Raw genomic sequence first — 13,877 nt, 5'->3', positions numbered from 1 at the left:
GGCATCTATTGCCACACCTTACCCAGCTATGTCTTTACTGCGCCGGCCCGGCGTGCTGCACACTGCGCGCGCCCTCACCTACTTCCTGGCCTTTGCCCTGATCTGCTTTGGGCTATGGATCAACAAGTACTTCGGCCGGCCGGACCTGGACCAGATCGCCTACCACGCGGGCCTTGGCGTCGAGGGACTGGCGGCCTCCGATCCCGTGCTGGTCGAACGCTTCCTGCGCTGGTGCGTGATCGCACCGCTGGTGTTCGCCGCAGCCGCCTTGCTGGCCGAGCGGCTGGGACACCGTGGCGCGCTGCGCGAGCGCGTGCCGGCACGCCTGCGGCAACTCGGGGCCGTCGCAGGCGCCCGGATGCCGCTCGTGCTGCTGGCGGCCGCCCTTGTGTACTGGTTCGTGGACACCTCGGCCGCGCGTTACATCGGCAAGAATTTCGGTGAGGACTACTTCGGTAGCCACTACGCGCCGCCGCAATCGGCGCAGCTGCGGGCCGTGCGCCCGAGGAACCTGGTGCTGATCTATGTCGAGAGCCTGGAAGCGGCCTATGCCGATCCCGCATTGTTCGGCCAGGACCGCATCGCCCCACTGACCAGGCTCGAAGGCACGAGCTTCGCGCGCTACCGGCAGGCGCCAGGCACCGGCTGGACCATCGCCGCAATGGTCGCAACCCAGTGCGGGGTGCCGCTGGAGCGGGTCGGCCTGTTCGACGTAAACATGCAGGGCCAGGTGATCGACGACTTCTTGCCCAACGCAACCTGCCTGAGCGACCTGCTGCAACAGAACGGTTACCGCAACGTATTCATGGGCGGCGCCTCGTTGAAATTCGCAGGCAAGGACAATTTCCTGCGCAGCCATCACTACGAAGAGGCGTACGGCAAGGAAGAATGGATTGCGCGCGGCGCCGACCCGCGCGCCATGAACGGTTGGGGCTTATACGATGAGGACCTGTTCGCGCATGCCAGGGACAAGCTGCGCCAGCTGCACGGGTCGGGCAAGCCGTTCAACCTGACGCTACTCACGGTCGATACGCACGAACCCTACGGCTTCCAGTCACGCCATTGCGATACCGGGAGCACGCCTCAATTCGAAGGCGTGGTCCAGTGCACGGCGCAATCGGTCGCCGATTTCGTGGCCTTCATCAAGCAAAGCGGCTACCTGGAGGATACGAACGTCGTGATCCTGGGCGACCACCTGGCGCGCAAGAATCCGGTGGCGGACCGGCTGGAGACGCTGCCGGAGCGCTATATCTTCAACAAGTTCATCTCGTCCGAGCCGGTGCACAAGAACCGCGAGGAGATCGTGCACTTCGACCTGCTGCCGACGGTCCTCGAATTCATCGGCTTCGACGCACATGGCAGGCAGCTTGGGCTGGGTATCGGCGGCTTGCGCGCGGATGACAAGAAGCCCGAGCCGGATCGGTTCTCTAAGATGCGCGAGAGCCTGCTCAATCGGTCGGATACGTATCTGGGGCTGTGGAAGTCTTGAACAAGGCCGCCTGCCCCTGCCCCAAAAGAAAAGGCGCCGTCTGCGTTAAGTGTTGACACTAATACGTCGTTCCCGCGGAGGCGGGAACCCATGCTGAGTTTGCGTCCCTGCGGCTCTCGATCGTGCCGCGAGACAGGGTGCTCAGTATGGGTCCCCGCCTCCGCGGGGACGACTTGCTTAGGTCCACACCTAGCGCGGACAGCGCCAAACAAAAAGCCCGTGCAGTGCACGGGCTTTTTGCTGTGAGAAGCGCTCGCTTATTGCGGGTTCAGCTTCTTGGTGATCACCCACTGCTGGCCGATCGAGACGATGTTGTTCACCACCCAGTACAGCACCAGGCCGGACGGGAAGAAGAAGAACATCACCGAGAACGCCAGCGGCATGAACATCATCATCTTGGCCTGCACCGGATCGGCCGGGGCCGGGTTCAGCTTCTGCGTGATGAACATCGAGATCGCGTAGATGACCGGCAGGATGAACCACGGGTCCGGCTGGGTCAGGTCATGGATCCAGCCCACCCACGGCGCGCCGCGCAGTTCGACCGAAGCCTGCAGCACGTAGTACAGCGCCAGGAACACCGGCATCTGCACCAGGATCGGCAGGCAGCCGCCCAGCGGGTTGATCTTCTCGGACTTGTACAGCTCCATGGTGGCCTGGTTCATCTTGGCCGGGTCGTTCTTGTAGCGCTCGCGGATCGCCTGCATCTTCGGCGTGAGCGTCTTCATCTTGGCCATGCTGCGGTAGCCGGCCGCCGACAGCGGGAAGAACAGCAGCTTGATCAGGATGGTGAAGGCGATGATGGTCCAGCCCCAGTTGCCCAGGACCTTGTGGATCATGTCCATGCCCCAGAAGATCGGCTTGGCGATGATGGTTGCCCAGCCGTAGTCCTTGACCAGCTCCAGGCCCGGCGCCACTTTCTCCAGCACCTTCTCGTCCTGCGGGCCAGCGTACAGGCGCACGTCGGTCGAGACGGTGGCACCCGGCGCCACGGTGCCCAGCGGGTACACCGTGTTGATCGCGTACAGGTTGGTGCCCTTCTTCTCGGCGGCGATGGTGCGGCTCACCTTTTCAGGCGGGACGAACGCGGACACAAAGAAGTGCTGCGAGACGCCGATCCAGCCACTGGTCGATTTCTTCGCGTACTCGGCATCACCCTTCTCGATCTTCTCGAACGACAGCTTCTGGTACTTCTCTTCCGGCGTGTACAGGGTCGGGGTGATGTAGGTGCGGTTGAAGTACGAGCTGCCTTCCGGCGTGTTGCCGTCGTGCTCCAGCTGCAGGTACAGCGACGGGCTCACCGGCGCCTGGGTCAGGTTGCTCACGTCGTGGCGCATGTCGATCACGTAGTCGCCGCGCTTGAAGGTGAAGGTCTTGGTCAGCTTGACGCCGCCCTGCTCGGCGTCGAGCACGAGCTGCACCTGGTCCTTGCCGTCGATCGCGCGCGCGCCCGGGCGGGCGGTGAACACGGTGTCGTGGTTCGGCAGCGCGCCGGCCGGGCTGGTGCCCAACAGGCCAGTCTGGGCCACGTACAGGTTGTTGCCGGCGATGTTGAACAGCACCTGGTTCTTGCTCGGGTCCTGCTGGTCGCGGAACTTGAGCAGCTCCAGGCGCTTGATCACGCCACCGGCGGTGTCGATGTCGGCCTTGACGACGTCGGTGGTGATGGTGATGGTCTCGGCCTTCACCGGCGCTGCTGCGCCCGGCACGGCCGGCGTGCCCGGAACGGCGTTCGCCTGCGGCGCGGCCGGCAGATCGGACCCGGCCGGCTTGGCGGCGGGCGCGTTGGTGGCGACCTTGGCCGGCGGCGTCGCCGAGAACATCGACTGCTTGCCGTTCGACACCATCCAATCGTTCCACAGGACGATCAGGGAGACGGCGAACACGATCCACAGGATGGTACGTTTATTGATTTCCATTGGATTTCATTCAGTGGTGATTGCAACCGCAAGCGGCTGGATGAGAGTCCTGCCGCGCGGGCGGAACAGGGTCGACGCCGCCCGGATTCCAGGGGTGGCAGCGGCACACGCGACGCAGCGCGAGCCAGGACCCGCGGCCGGCGCCATGCGTGCGCAGGGCTTCCACCGCGTAGTTGGAACAGGTCGGGTAGAAACGGCAGTTCTGGCCCAGCATGGGCGAGACCAGCAACTGGTAGCCGCGCACCAGCCAGACGAGCAGGCGGCTCATGGGGTGGCCGCCGTGGCGCGCGCCTTCTGGGCGGCGAACAGGCGTTCCAGCTCGGAGCGCAGCTCGGCCTTCAGGGCGCTGGTGGTGGCCGGGCCGGACTTGGTGTTGACCGGGCGCGCCAGGCGCACGATGCAGTCCAGCGGCGGCAGCCCGGTCACGCGGAACAGCTCGCGCGTGACGCGCTTGATGGTGTTGCGCGTGACCGCGCGCGGGGCAAAGCGTTTGGCCGCGACGATGCCCAGCCGCGCATGCGGCAGGCTGTTGGGGCGGGTATAGAGCACGAAATGCGCCGTTTTTTGCGTCGGCCGCAAACGAAAAACGGATGAAAACTCATCCGTTTTAACGATTCGCCGAACGCGCGCGAAGTCGTGCAACCCTTCGCCTGTCATGGCCGACCGCGATCGATCGAGGAGCGACTGGCCTTATACGGCCAGGCGCTTGCGGCCCTTGGCGCGACGGGCGTTCAGGACTTGACGGCCACCACGGGTAGCCATGCGTGCGCGGAAGCCGTGCGTGCGCTTGCGACGGACGACGGAAGGTTGGTAAGTACGTTTCATGGTGGTCTCGCTTAAAGCAAATTAATATGCAAAATCGGGTCTGACGTCTCGTCAGCTTCGGGCGCCAATGACAGGATCGCAGTAGTTAAGCCAGCGTCACGCCACAGCAGATACTCGTTTCGCCCGCTCACATCGCCAGGCGCTGTTGACGACCTGACATGGCATACGGACGGGGAACCCTGAATTAGACAGCATTTTCCGTCCAGCTGTCAAGGTCGCTGTTGTTGCGGGAGGCAGTATTGGCGTGAAACTGTCGCCCCGGCGAAGGCGGGGGTCCATGCTGAGCTACGGGGCCTGCGGCGCATCATTTCGACAGCTCACCCGGTCTATGGGTCCCGGCCTGCGCCGGGACGACGGCGCCGGGGATAGAGGGGGAAGGAAGCGCCGCCAGAGCCGCCCTGTCAAGCCCGCAACGGTGAAAAATTCACGACGCTGCCTGTGGATAACTCCCGCCAGTACAGGTAAAATAGCGTGTTACGTATCAATTAGCTGGCATTCATGGAAAATTTCTGGCAGACCTGTTCCGCGCAACTTGAACTCGAGCTGACGCCGCAGCAATTCAGCGCCTGGATCAAGCCGCTGGTCGCCCTCGACTACGAAGACGGCAAACTGCGCATCGCCGCGCCGAACCGCTTCAAGCTCGACATGGTCAAGTCGCAGTTCGCCTCGCGGATCACGGCCCTGGCCTGCCAGTACTGGGAAGCTCCGATCGAAGTGCAGTTCGTGCTCGACCCGAAGAACAAGAAGCCGGTGGGCGCCGCCAGCGCCCCGGCGCCCGCCGTCAACGGCAATGGCATGGCCGCGCCGATGATTTCGTCGAGCCCGGACAACATGAACATCGCCAACTCGCCCAAACGCGAGCAGAGCCGCATCAACCCGGACCTGACCTTCGACAGCTTCGTGACCGGTAAGGCCAACCAGCTGGCGCGCGCCGCCGCGATCCAGGTGGCCAACAACCCGGGCGTGTCTTACAACCCGCTGTTCTTCTACGGCGGCGTGGGCCTTGGTAAGACCCACTTGATTCACGCAATCGGCAACCAGGTGATGGCCGACCAGCCGGGCGCGCGCATCCGCTACATCCACGCCGAGCAGTACGTGCGCGACGTGGTGACGGCCTACCAGCGCAAGGGCTTCGACGACTTCAAGCATTACTATCACTCGCTGGACATGCTGCTGATCGACGATATCCAGTTCTTCGGCGGCAAGAGCCGGACGCAGGAAGAGTTCTTCTATGCGTTCGAGGCGCTGATCGCGGCCAAGAAGCAGATCATCATCACCAGCGACACCTACCCGAAAGAGATCACCGGCATGGACGACCGCCTGATCTCGCGCTTCGACTCCGGCCTGACGGTGGCGATCGAGCCGCCGGAGCTGGAAATGCGGGTGGCGATCCTGCTGAAGAAGGCGCAGTCGGACGGCGTGACGCTGTCGGACGACGTGGCCTTCTTCGTGGCCAAGCACCTGCGCTCGAACGTGCGCGAGCTGGAAGGCGCGCTGCGCAAGATCCTGGCGTATTCGCGCTTCCACGGCCGCGAGATCACGATCGATATCGTGAAGGAAGCGCTCAAGGACCTGCTGTCGGTGCAGAACCGCCAGATCAGCGTGGAGAACATCCAGAAGACGGTGGCGGACTTCTTCAACATCAAGGTGGCGGACATGTACAGCAAACGCCGGCCGGCCAACATCGCGCGGCCGCGCCAGATCGCGATGTACCTGGCCAAGGAGCTGACGCAAAAGAGCCTGCCGGAGATCGGCGAACTGTTCGGAGGCCGCGACCACACCACCGTGCTGCATGCGGTACGGAAGATTGCGCAGGACCGGGCCAAAAGCCCGGAGGTGAACCACGAGCTGCACGTGCTGGAGCAGACGCTGAAGGGCTGATGGCGGATCGTAGGGTGGGCGGGTTTCCCGCCCACGCGTTCAACCTGCTTTGGCGCTGTCACGGCGCCTCACGCTGGGATTGAACGCGTGGGCAGGAGACCTGCCCACCCTACGGTGATTGCTGTAGGAGAATTCTGGCAAAATAGTGCTGGAAAGACAGTTTTTATAAATACATACCTGAGGGATACCTATGCAACTGGTCAAAACTACCCGAGACACGCTGCTCCGGCCACTGCAAATCGTGAGTGGTATTGTCGAGCGTCGGCACACGATGCCGATTCTGGCCAATATCCTCATCCGCAAGGACGGCGAGAACGTGTCTTTCCTGTCGACCGACACCGAGGTGCAGATCACGACGCACGCGGCGATCGGCTCGGGCGCCGAAGTGACCGGCACCACGGTAGCGGCGCGCAAGCTGCTGGACATCCTGCGCGCGCTGCCGGAGTCGGGCGACGTGTCGCTGACCCTGCTGAACAAGCGCCTGACGGTGCAAAGCGGCAAGTCGCGCTTCGCGCTGCAGACCCTTGCCGCGGAAGAGTTTCCGACCGTCTCGGTGGCCGACAGCTACAACGCCAGCGTGACCCTGCCGCAGAAGACCCTCAAGCACCTGTTCAACATGGTGCACTTCTCCATGGCGCAGCAGGACATCCGCTACTACCTGAACGGCCTGCTGCTGGTGCTGGACGGCTCGCACGTGATCGCGGTCGCCACCGACGGCCACCGTCTGGCCTTCTGCCAGGTCGAGACCGAGCAGTCGTTCGAGCGCCAGGAAGTGATCATCCCGCGCAAGACCATCATCGAACTGCAGCGCCTGCTGGAAGAGAACGACGATCCGGTTCAGCTGGACATCGCTGCTTCGCAGGTGAAGCTGACCTTCGCCGACATCGAGCTGGTGTCCAAGCTGGTCGAAGGCAAGTTCCCCGACTACACGCGCGTGATCCCGAAGGGCTACAAGAACGACTTCACGATCAGCCGTGACGAGCTGCTGCGTTCGCTGCAGCGCGCCGCGATCATGACCAGCGACAAGTTCAAGGGCGTGCGCTGCATGATCGAGCCGGGCATCATGAAGATCAGCTCGACCAATGCCGACCAGGAAGAGGCGGTGGAAGAACTGGAAATCGACTACGGCGGCGACAAGATCGACATCGGTTTCAACGTCACCTACCTGCTCGACGTGCTCAACAACCTGAAATGCGAGCAGGTGAACATCGCGCTGGGCGACTCGAACTCGTCGGCGCTGATTTCGATTCCTGATAACGGCGACTTCAAGTACGTCGTCATGCCGATGCGGATTTAAGAGAATACCTCTCCCTCTGCCGTCGTCCCCCCGCGAAGGCGGGGACCCATGCTGAGCGTCCCGCACGCAAACACCTGGGTTCCCGCCTGCGCGGGAACGACGGTTTTTAGGCCAGGGGCTATGGCCAAAAGCATCGGCCCGAACACAGTTTTAAGAGAAAGCAGTCATGTCCGAGAACACTGAAGCAATCCAAGCCGCCGCGAAAGCGGACGAATACGGCGCAGCCTCGATTCAAATCCTGGAAGGCCTGGAGGCCGTGCGCAAGCGTCCGGGCATGTACATTGGCGACACGTCCGACGGCACCGGCCTGCACCACCTGGTGTTCGAGGTGCTGGACAACTCGATCGACGAGGCGCTGGCCGGCTACTGCTCCGAGATCCAGGTCACGATCCACTCCGACAACTCGATCTCGATCACCGACAACGGCCGCGGCATCCCGACCGGCGTCAAGATGGATGACAAGCACGAGCCGAAGCGCTCGGCAACCGAGATCGCCCTGACCGAGCTGCACGCCGGCGGCAAGTTCAACCAGAACGCTTACAAAGTGTCCGGCGGCCTGCACGGCGTGGGCGTGTCGTGCGTGAACGCGCTGTCCAAGCTGCTGCGCGTGACCGTGCGCCAGCACGGCAAGATCCACCAGATGGAATTCGTGCGCGGCGTGCCGCAGGACCGCCTGATCGAAATCGTGGACGGCTTCGAGGTCTCCCCGCTGAAGGTGATCGGCGACACCGACAAGCGCGGCACCGAGGTGCACTTCTGGGCCGACGAGGACATCTTTGGCACCGTCGAATTCCACTACGAGATTCTGTCCAAGCGCATCCGCGAACTTTCGTTCCTGAACAATGGCGTGAACATCAAGCTGTCGGACCAGCGCACCGGCAAGGAAGAAGTGTTCGCGTTCGAAGGCGGCACGCGCGGCTTCGTCGAATACATCAACCGCGCCAAGACGGTGCTGCACCCGACCATCTTCCAGGCCACCGGCGAGCGCGTGTCGGATAACGGCACCAACATCTCGGTGGACGTGTCGATGCAGTGGAACGACTCCTACAACGAGCAGGTGCTGTGCTTCACCAACAACATCCCGCAGCGCGACGGCGGCACCCACCTGACCGGCCTGCGCGCGGCAATGACGCGCGTGATCAACAAATACATCGACGAGAACGACTTCGCCAAGAAGGCCAAGGTCGAGATCTCGGGCGACGACATGCGCGAAGGCCTGACCTGCGTGCTGTCGGTGAAGGTGCCGGAGCCGAAGTTCTCGTCGCAGACGAAGGACAAGCTGGTGTCGTCGGAAGTGCGCGGCCCGGTCGAGGAAATCGTCGCCAAGACGCTCACCGACTTCCTGATGGAAAAGCCGAACGACGCCAAGATCATCTGCGGCAAGATCGTGGAAGCAGCGCGTGCGCGCGAAGCGGCGCGCAAGGCGCGCGACCTGACCCGCCGCAAGGGCGTGATGGACGGCCTGGGCCTGTCGTCGAAGCTGGCGGACTGCCAGGAACGCGACCCGGCGCTGTGCGAGCTGTACATCGTGGAGGGTGACTCGGCAGGCGGCTCGGCCAAGCAAGGCCGCGACCGCAAGTTCCAGGCCATCCTGCCGCTGCGCGGCAAGGTGCTGAACGTGGAGAAGGCGCGCTTCGAAAAGATGCTGTCGTCGGAGCAGATCACCACGCTGATCGCCACGCTCGGCACCTCGATCGGCCCGGACGAATTCAACGTGGACAAGCTGCGCTACCACCGCATCATCATCATGACCGACGCGGACGTGGACGGCGCGCACATCCGCACGCTGCTGCTGACGCTGTTCTACCGCCAGATGCCGCAGCTGGTGGAGCGCGGCCACGTGTACATTGCGCAGCCGCCGCTGTACAAGGTGAAGGCCGGCCGCGACGAGCGCTACCTGAAGGACGACGTGGAGGAAGCGAGCTACATGATGAACGTGGCGCTGAACGGCGCCTCCTTGATCCCGCGCGACGGCGCCGAGCCGATCACCGGCGAAGCGCTGACCGAGCTGGTGCGCCAGTACAACCTGGCCAACGCGATCATGATGCGCCTGACCCGCGTGATCGACCGCGCCGCGCTGACCGCGATTGTGGCCGGCGGCGTGAAGCTGGACCTGACGTCCCTGGCGGCGGCAGAGGAATCGGCCAAGGCGATGCAGGCGGCCATCAAGGACCCGGCGGTGAAGGTGACCGTGCGCTCGGACGACCTGTCGGAGAAGCACTCGCTGCGCATCGAGCGCATGCGCCACGGTAACGTGCAGGTGACCTCGATCGATTCGGATTTCGTGGCCGGCGCGGATTACGGCGTGCTGTCCAATTCGGCATCGACCTTCAAGGGGCTGATGGGCGAAGGCGCCATCATCCGCCGCGGCGAAGGCGAGAAGATGAAGGAATCGGCGGTTGTCGACTTCCACCAGGCGATGCAGTGGCTGCGCGATGAAGCGGAACGTGGTGTGTCGAAGCAGCGCTACAAAGGGCTGGGGGAGATGAATCCGGAGCAGCTGTGGGAGACGACGATGGATCCGACTGTTCGTCGCTTGCTGAAGGTGCAGATCGAGGACGCGATTGCGGCGGACCAGATCTTCACCACGCTCATGGGCGATGAGGTGGAGCCGCGGAGGAACTTCATTGAGACGAATGCGCTGCAGGCGGGGAATATCGACGTTTAGACGTCCGAGAGCGCGCCACAACAGAAAACCACGCCTCGTCGCGTGGTTTTTTTTGGCCTCACAGCCTCGCTAACAATCGTTCGGTACCATCGCTACTTTTCAGGTACAGCCGCTTCGATCTGTGGGTCGAACTCGCCTAACCGTTTCATAACGATTGCGCTCGCGGCATATTTCTTCTTTAGCTGTGCAAGTTTTCGATCCGTACCTTTGCACAGCCGGTCCATTTCGCGTTTTAGTTCTCTCGCACGCTGTCGATCACCCGGCTCCGGTTCTTCACCGCGCATGTGATCACAGCCCTCCCGGTCATCGATGAACTTCTGTACATCGCGCGGGAACGCTTCGGTCGCGCGCAAGTCCAGTGCCAGCATCAAAGAACACGCAAAGAAAATTTTACGGATCATGGTTATGCTCCGTTATCGGACCAGTGTGGATCGTCACGCCCGCTTCGGTTGTATTTGATCACCCCGTAGCTTGCACCAACTTCCTGCAAAGTCGGGTTAAGACCGGTGTGGGGCCAGTGCACTATTTCAACGGTATCCCCGTCTGCATCGACGATGGATAGGTGCCCTATCCAGCTGATTCTCATGTCGATCCCGAAGCCGCTGGTATGACGGGACGCCAATGCAGGAGCCACCCCTAAATGATCTATCTCGAAGCCATGCACCATCTCGCTTGCAGCAGCAACGGAAGCCTCCCGCGAGTACTTACCGTCGGTCCCGTTATGTGCCCACTCAATTTCTATACCCGGCATTGATGGCACCTTTGACGGATCAAACCCCTGCTTCACAATGCGCCAGGACCAATGCATCAGGTATGCCCGCTCGGGCGGCCTGAACGTGGCCGCAATTTTCACAGTCGCGTTCGCGCTACGCAAGGCGTCAATAAAGGCTCGAACGCTGTCCCGGAACGGCATTTTAAGATCGCGTAATGAATTGCTCCCTGGGAAGCGACCGGTCCAAGCTCGTCCACTCAGCTCCTTCTGCTCACCTAGTCGGAGTGCTCCGGCTTTCGTCATCGTCTCTCCTCGCGGTACAGGTCATCGACAGGAATCAAGTCCTGCGAACTAAGCCGTTATTTGATCAGGGAAACCAAAGGCGAGAATTGAACTAAGTCAGCGAGCGAACAGATCCACCAACAAGTGCCACAACGCCATTCCAGGCCGTCCTGCCAGTGCGCGGCAAGGTGCTGAACGTGAAAAAGGCGCGCTTCGAGAAGATGCTGTCGTCGGGGCAGATCACCCCCTGATCGCCACGCTCATGAATCCGGAGCAGCTGTGGGTGACGACGATGGATCCGACCCGTTCATCGCTTGCTGAAGGTGCAGATCGAAGATGCCATCGCGGCGGACCAGATTTTCACCACGCTCATGGGCGATGAGGTGGAGCCGCGGAGGAACTTCAATGAGACCAATGCGCTACAGGCGGGGAATATCGACGTATAATGTTGCTGGCCCGAGCCTCGTGTGTGTATAAGCAGGGTCACTGAAACGAGCAGATTTTACGCGAGACGGCCGCAATATGCGGCCGTCATTATCGAATCATTGAAACCGTTAGGGCGAACTACGCTGTATTTCGGCAATAAGGCGCTCCAACCTGTTTTCCCCCTCTCTTCGTAGTTCACATTCCCAGACCGTAATCACTCTCCAACCGAACGCGCTCAAAGCTGCCATGTCTCGCGTATCGCGTGCAACGTTCTGTCTGAATTTATGCAGCCATCGTTCTGTGTTAGAAGAAGGAGTGGTCGCATATTTGCAAGAAGGATGGCGGTGCCAAAAGCAACCGTGAACGAATATTGCGACTTTGTATTTTGACAAAGCCAAATCTGGCGATCCGGGCAGGTTGCGAGCATGCAAGCGATAGCGGAAGCCCCGCGCATGCAAGAACCTGCGCACCACCATCTCTGGTAGCGTATTCTTGGACCGGATACCAGCCATCATCTGCGATCGCTTGGCTGGATCGACTACGTCCATCTTTCCTGGTATCCTAAACCGAAGTTTCTACTCGAGACAAAAATTGGTTATTACAGCGCAACCGCCATTTTCAGATCACATCCCTATTGTCGACCTCTTTGCGGGTCCGGGCGGCCTGGGTGAAGGGTTCTCGTCAGTGGAAAGCGACCCCTTTAGGATCATTGTATCGGCAGAGATGAATTCTGCGGCGCGCAGTACACTTCGTCTCCGAGCTTTCTATCGCTTGCTGAAGCGTCAAGGCGGAAGTGCCTTGGGCTCCTACTATAGTTTTTGCAACGGAAAATCTGATCTGGCTTATGACAACACGACGCGGGAGGCATGGGCCGCCTCTGGGGAAGAGGCATGCCAGTTGGAGCTAGGGAACCCAAATGATAACGACAAGCTTGATCGCCGCATCAACATGCACGGCTTGGGCCCGAATTCCCCATGGGTCCTGATCGGCGGCCCACCCTGCCAAGCATATTCGCTTGTTGGTCGCTCACGCAACCGGGGCAATGCCGAGTACAAAGCGGAAGATGACCATCGGCATTTTCTCTACAAGGAATACCTCAGAATCATTCAGAAGTACAAGCCGGCGGTCTTTGTTATGGAGAACGTCAAGGGAATTCTCTCGGCGCGTGTCGGCGAAAACAGAATTTTCGAATCCATTCTAAGAGATCTGTCTGATCCTGACCGAGCCACTGGCATGGCTGCCTCTGGACATGGCTATCGAATTCACTCGATAAGCCACAACACGTCCTTCTCAAGGGGAGACGACCCGAGCAAGATCGATGTACGCGACTTTGTTGTAAGAGCCGAAAATCATGGAGTTCCGCAAGCACGGCACCGAGTTATCTTACTCGGCGTCAGAGAAGACATCGGGCGGTTGCCGAAGACTATCCCGTTGTTGACACCGATGACCGTCGGTAGTGTTATAAGCTCACTTCCACGCCTGCGCAGCAAACTAAGCAGAGACCCAGATTCAGACGAAAACTGGGCTTATTTAGTAAGGAATCACTTCAGTGAGATGGCGAAGGAGATAAAGGGCTTTAAGAATTTGGATGAGCTCTACCGGATACTCGTGGATTCATCACGGGAGGTGCCCTTGGGGCTCGGGACAGGTGGTAGACAGCTGCCCAAACATGGCAAGGACACCGTTGATTCGCACCAGCTCGCCGAGTGGTACCACGACCCCAAACTCTCCGTGTGGCTGAATCATGAAGCTCGCGGGCATATGTCCGGAGACCTTCGCCGATATGCGTACGCGTCCGCGTTCGCAAAGGCATTTGGGCGATCGCCAAAAGGCCATGACGAGTTTTTCTTGCAGGGGCTGAGACCAAACCACGAAAATTGGGAAAGCGGCAAATTCTCAGATCGCTTCCGTGTTCAGCTGGTAGGGCGGCCTGCAACAACTGTGACCAGCCACATTTCAAAAGACGGGCATTACTTCATTCATCCGGATCCGCTACAGTGCAGAAGCTTAACTGTACGGGAGGCGGCTCGGCTTCAAACCTTTCCTGACAATTATTTCTTTATGGGGAACAGGACGGAGCAGTTCCACCAAGTCGGGAACGCTGTCCCGCCCCTGCTTGCGAAGCGGATTGGCGAGATCGTCCACTCATTATTGAAGGTTTCTGCGGCTATTGAAGTTTCCAAACAGCCCCCGCGGTTGAGCGCTCCATCCGATATAACTTTTCCTCCGAGAGAAATTGAAGTGGAAGTCTCTGTTCCAAAAGCAACGCGAGCAGCGCTGCAAGAATCTTGATGCACATGCAGGCGGCATACTCCCCAAAGTAAGCTGCAAGAGCGATAGCCTCAGTGCTAGCCGCCTTCGAGTTCGGCTGTATTCCCTTC

At 60.8% G+C, this 13,877-nt stretch carries 12 protein-coding genes and 1 pseudogene; 6 read left to right on the top strand and 7 right to left on the bottom strand.

Annotated elements, in window-relative coordinates; genetic code table 11:
- Positions 1 to 28: 28 nt before the first annotated feature.
- Complete coding sequence (locus NX773_RS19570; protein ID WP_258857960.1) at positions 29 to 1,489, top strand: sulfatase-like hydrolase/transferase; 1,461 nt, start codon at positions 29 to 31, stop codon at positions 1,487 to 1,489.
- Positions 1,490 to 1,746: 257 nt separating this feature from the next.
- Here NX773_RS19570 and yidC read toward each other — a convergent pair whose 3' ends face one another.
- From yidC to rpmH, 4 genes are read right to left on the bottom strand one after another with little or no spacing between them, the layout of a single operon-like run.
- Positions 1,747 to 3,405 carry a membrane protein insertase YidC gene (gene yidC / locus NX773_RS19565; RefSeq protein ID WP_258857959.1) on the bottom strand — a complete coding sequence of 553 codons (1,659 nt, stop codon included), beginning with the start codon at positions 3,403 to 3,405 and terminating at the stop codon, positions 1,747 to 1,749.
- A 10-nt stretch (positions 3,406 to 3,415) separates the two neighbouring features.
- Positions 3,416 to 3,673, bottom strand: a complete 258-nt coding sequence (yidD, locus tag NX773_RS19560) for a membrane protein insertion efficiency factor YidD (RefSeq protein WP_258824311.1) — start codon at positions 3,671 to 3,673, stop codon at positions 3,416 to 3,418.
- Complete coding sequence (gene rnpA, locus NX773_RS19555; RefSeq protein WP_258857958.1) at positions 3,670 to 4,062, bottom strand: ribonuclease P protein component; 393 nt, start codon at positions 4,060 to 4,062, stop codon at positions 3,670 to 3,672. The genes yidD and rnpA overlap by 4 nt, the downstream gene beginning before the upstream one ends.
- Positions 4,063 to 4,095: 33 nt before the next feature.
- A complete protein-coding gene (gene rpmH / locus NX773_RS19550; protein WP_040378179.1) occupies positions 4,096 to 4,230 on the bottom strand; it encodes a 50S ribosomal protein L34 in 135 nt (44 codons plus the stop codon).
- Positions 4,231 to 4,728: 498 nt separating this feature from the next.
- Between rpmH and dnaA the strand changes: the two genes are divergently transcribed.
- The 3 genes from dnaA to gyrB all read left to right on the top strand — a co-directional run bounded on the left by dnaA (position 4,729) and on the right by gyrB (position 10,076).
- Positions 4,729 to 6,111 (top strand): chromosomal replication initiator protein DnaA, encoded by a 1,383-nt coding sequence (gene dnaA / locus NX773_RS19545; protein ID WP_258857957.1) that lies wholly within the window; start codon positions 4,729 to 4,731, stop codon positions 6,109 to 6,111.
- Positions 6,112 to 6,301: 190 nt separating this feature from the next.
- A complete protein-coding gene (dnaN, locus tag NX773_RS19540; RefSeq protein WP_258857956.1) occupies positions 6,302 to 7,408 on the top strand; it encodes a DNA polymerase III subunit beta in 1,107 nt (368 codons plus the stop codon).
- A gap of 166 nt (positions 7,409 to 7,574) precedes the next feature.
- Positions 7,575 to 10,076 (top strand): DNA topoisomerase (ATP-hydrolyzing) subunit B, encoded by a 2,502-nt coding sequence (gyrB, locus tag NX773_RS19535; RefSeq protein ID WP_258857955.1) that lies wholly within the window; start codon positions 7,575 to 7,577, stop codon positions 10,074 to 10,076.
- Between the two features lie 92 nt (positions 10,077 to 10,168).
- Here gyrB and NX773_RS19530 read toward each other — a convergent pair whose 3' ends face one another.
- Both NX773_RS19530 and NX773_RS23685 read right to left on the bottom strand, forming a co-directional pair.
- Positions 10,169 to 10,477 (bottom strand): hypothetical protein, encoded by a 309-nt coding sequence (locus NX773_RS19530; protein WP_258857954.1) that lies wholly within the window; start codon positions 10,475 to 10,477, stop codon positions 10,169 to 10,171.
- Between the two features lie 2 nt (positions 10,478 to 10,479).
- Positions 10,480 to 11,091 carry a hypothetical protein gene (locus tag NX773_RS23685; protein WP_258857953.1) on the bottom strand — a complete coding sequence of 204 codons (612 nt, stop codon included), beginning with the start codon at positions 11,089 to 11,091 and terminating at the stop codon, positions 10,480 to 10,482.
- 241 nt (positions 11,092 to 11,332) lie between these two features.
- On the opposite strand from NX773_RS23685, the pseudogene NX773_RS19520 reads away from it, so the two are divergent.
- A pseudogene (locus NX773_RS19520) lies at positions 11,333 to 11,516 on the top strand (hypothetical protein); the annotation flags it as partial.
- 108 nt (positions 11,517 to 11,624) lie between these two features.
- Here NX773_RS19520 and NX773_RS19515 read toward each other — a convergent pair.
- Positions 11,625 to 12,044: a very short patch repair endonuclease gene (locus tag NX773_RS19515; RefSeq protein ID WP_258857952.1), complete on the bottom strand. Its 420-nt coding sequence runs from the start codon at positions 12,042 to 12,044 to the stop codon at positions 11,625 to 11,627.
- 43 nt (positions 12,045 to 12,087) lie between these two features.
- On the opposite strand from NX773_RS19515, the gene NX773_RS19510 reads away from it, so the two are divergent.
- The gene (locus tag NX773_RS19510) at positions 12,088 to 13,788 is read left to right on the top strand and encodes a DNA cytosine methyltransferase (RefSeq protein ID WP_258857951.1); all 1,701 of its coding nucleotides are present in this window, start codon (positions 12,088 to 12,090) and stop codon (positions 13,786 to 13,788) included.
- Positions 13,789 to 13,877 lie beyond the last annotated feature (89 nt).

The organism is Massilia solisilvae, assembly GCF_024753215.1.
Classification (GTDB): Bacteria; Pseudomonadota; Gammaproteobacteria; order Burkholderiales; family Burkholderiaceae_D; genus Telluria; species Telluria solisilvae.
Note: the sequence above shows the minus strand (reverse complement) of the source record. Positions and strands in the feature narration are given on the sequence as shown.

What these genes read in the sequence shown, in the direction of transcription:
- NX773_RS19530 (WP_258857954.1), bottom strand. Translation starts at nt 10,477, where the DNA reads ATGATCCGTAAAATTTTCTTTGCGTGTTCTTTGATGCTGGCACTGGAC.
- rpmH (WP_040378179.1), bottom strand. Translation starts at nt 4,230, where the DNA reads ATGAAACGTACTTACCAACCTTCCGTCGTCCGTCGCAAGCGCACGCAC.
- dnaN (WP_258857956.1), top strand. Translation starts at nt 6,302, where the DNA reads ATGCAACTGGTCAAAACTACCCGAGACACGCTGCTCCGGCCACTGCAA.
- NX773_RS19570 (WP_258857960.1), top strand. Translation starts at nt 29, where the DNA reads ATGTCTTTACTGCGCCGGCCCGGCGTGCTGCACACTGCGCGCGCCCTC.
- NX773_RS23685 (WP_258857953.1), bottom strand. Translation starts at nt 11,091, where the DNA reads ATGACGAAAGCCGGAGCACTCCGACTAGGTGAGCAGAAGGAGCTGAGT.
- gyrB (WP_258857955.1), top strand. Translation starts at nt 7,575, where the DNA reads ATGTCCGAGAACACTGAAGCAATCCAAGCCGCCGCGAAAGCGGACGAA.
- yidD (WP_258824311.1), bottom strand. Translation starts at nt 3,673, where the DNA reads ATGAGCCGCCTGCTCGTCTGGCTGGTGCGCGGCTACCAGTTGCTGGTC.
- rnpA (WP_258857958.1), bottom strand. Translation starts at nt 4,062, where the DNA reads ATGACAGGCGAAGGGTTGCACGACTTCGCGCGCGTTCGGCGAATCGTT.
- yidC (WP_258857959.1), bottom strand. Translation starts at nt 3,405, where the DNA reads ATGGAAATCAATAAACGTACCATCCTGTGGATCGTGTTCGCCGTCTCC.
- dnaA (WP_258857957.1), top strand. Translation starts at nt 4,729, where the DNA reads ATGGAAAATTTCTGGCAGACCTGTTCCGCGCAACTTGAACTCGAGCTG.
- NX773_RS19515 (WP_258857952.1), bottom strand. Translation starts at nt 12,044, where the DNA reads ATGGACGTAGTCGATCCAGCCAAGCGATCGCAGATGATGGCTGGTATC.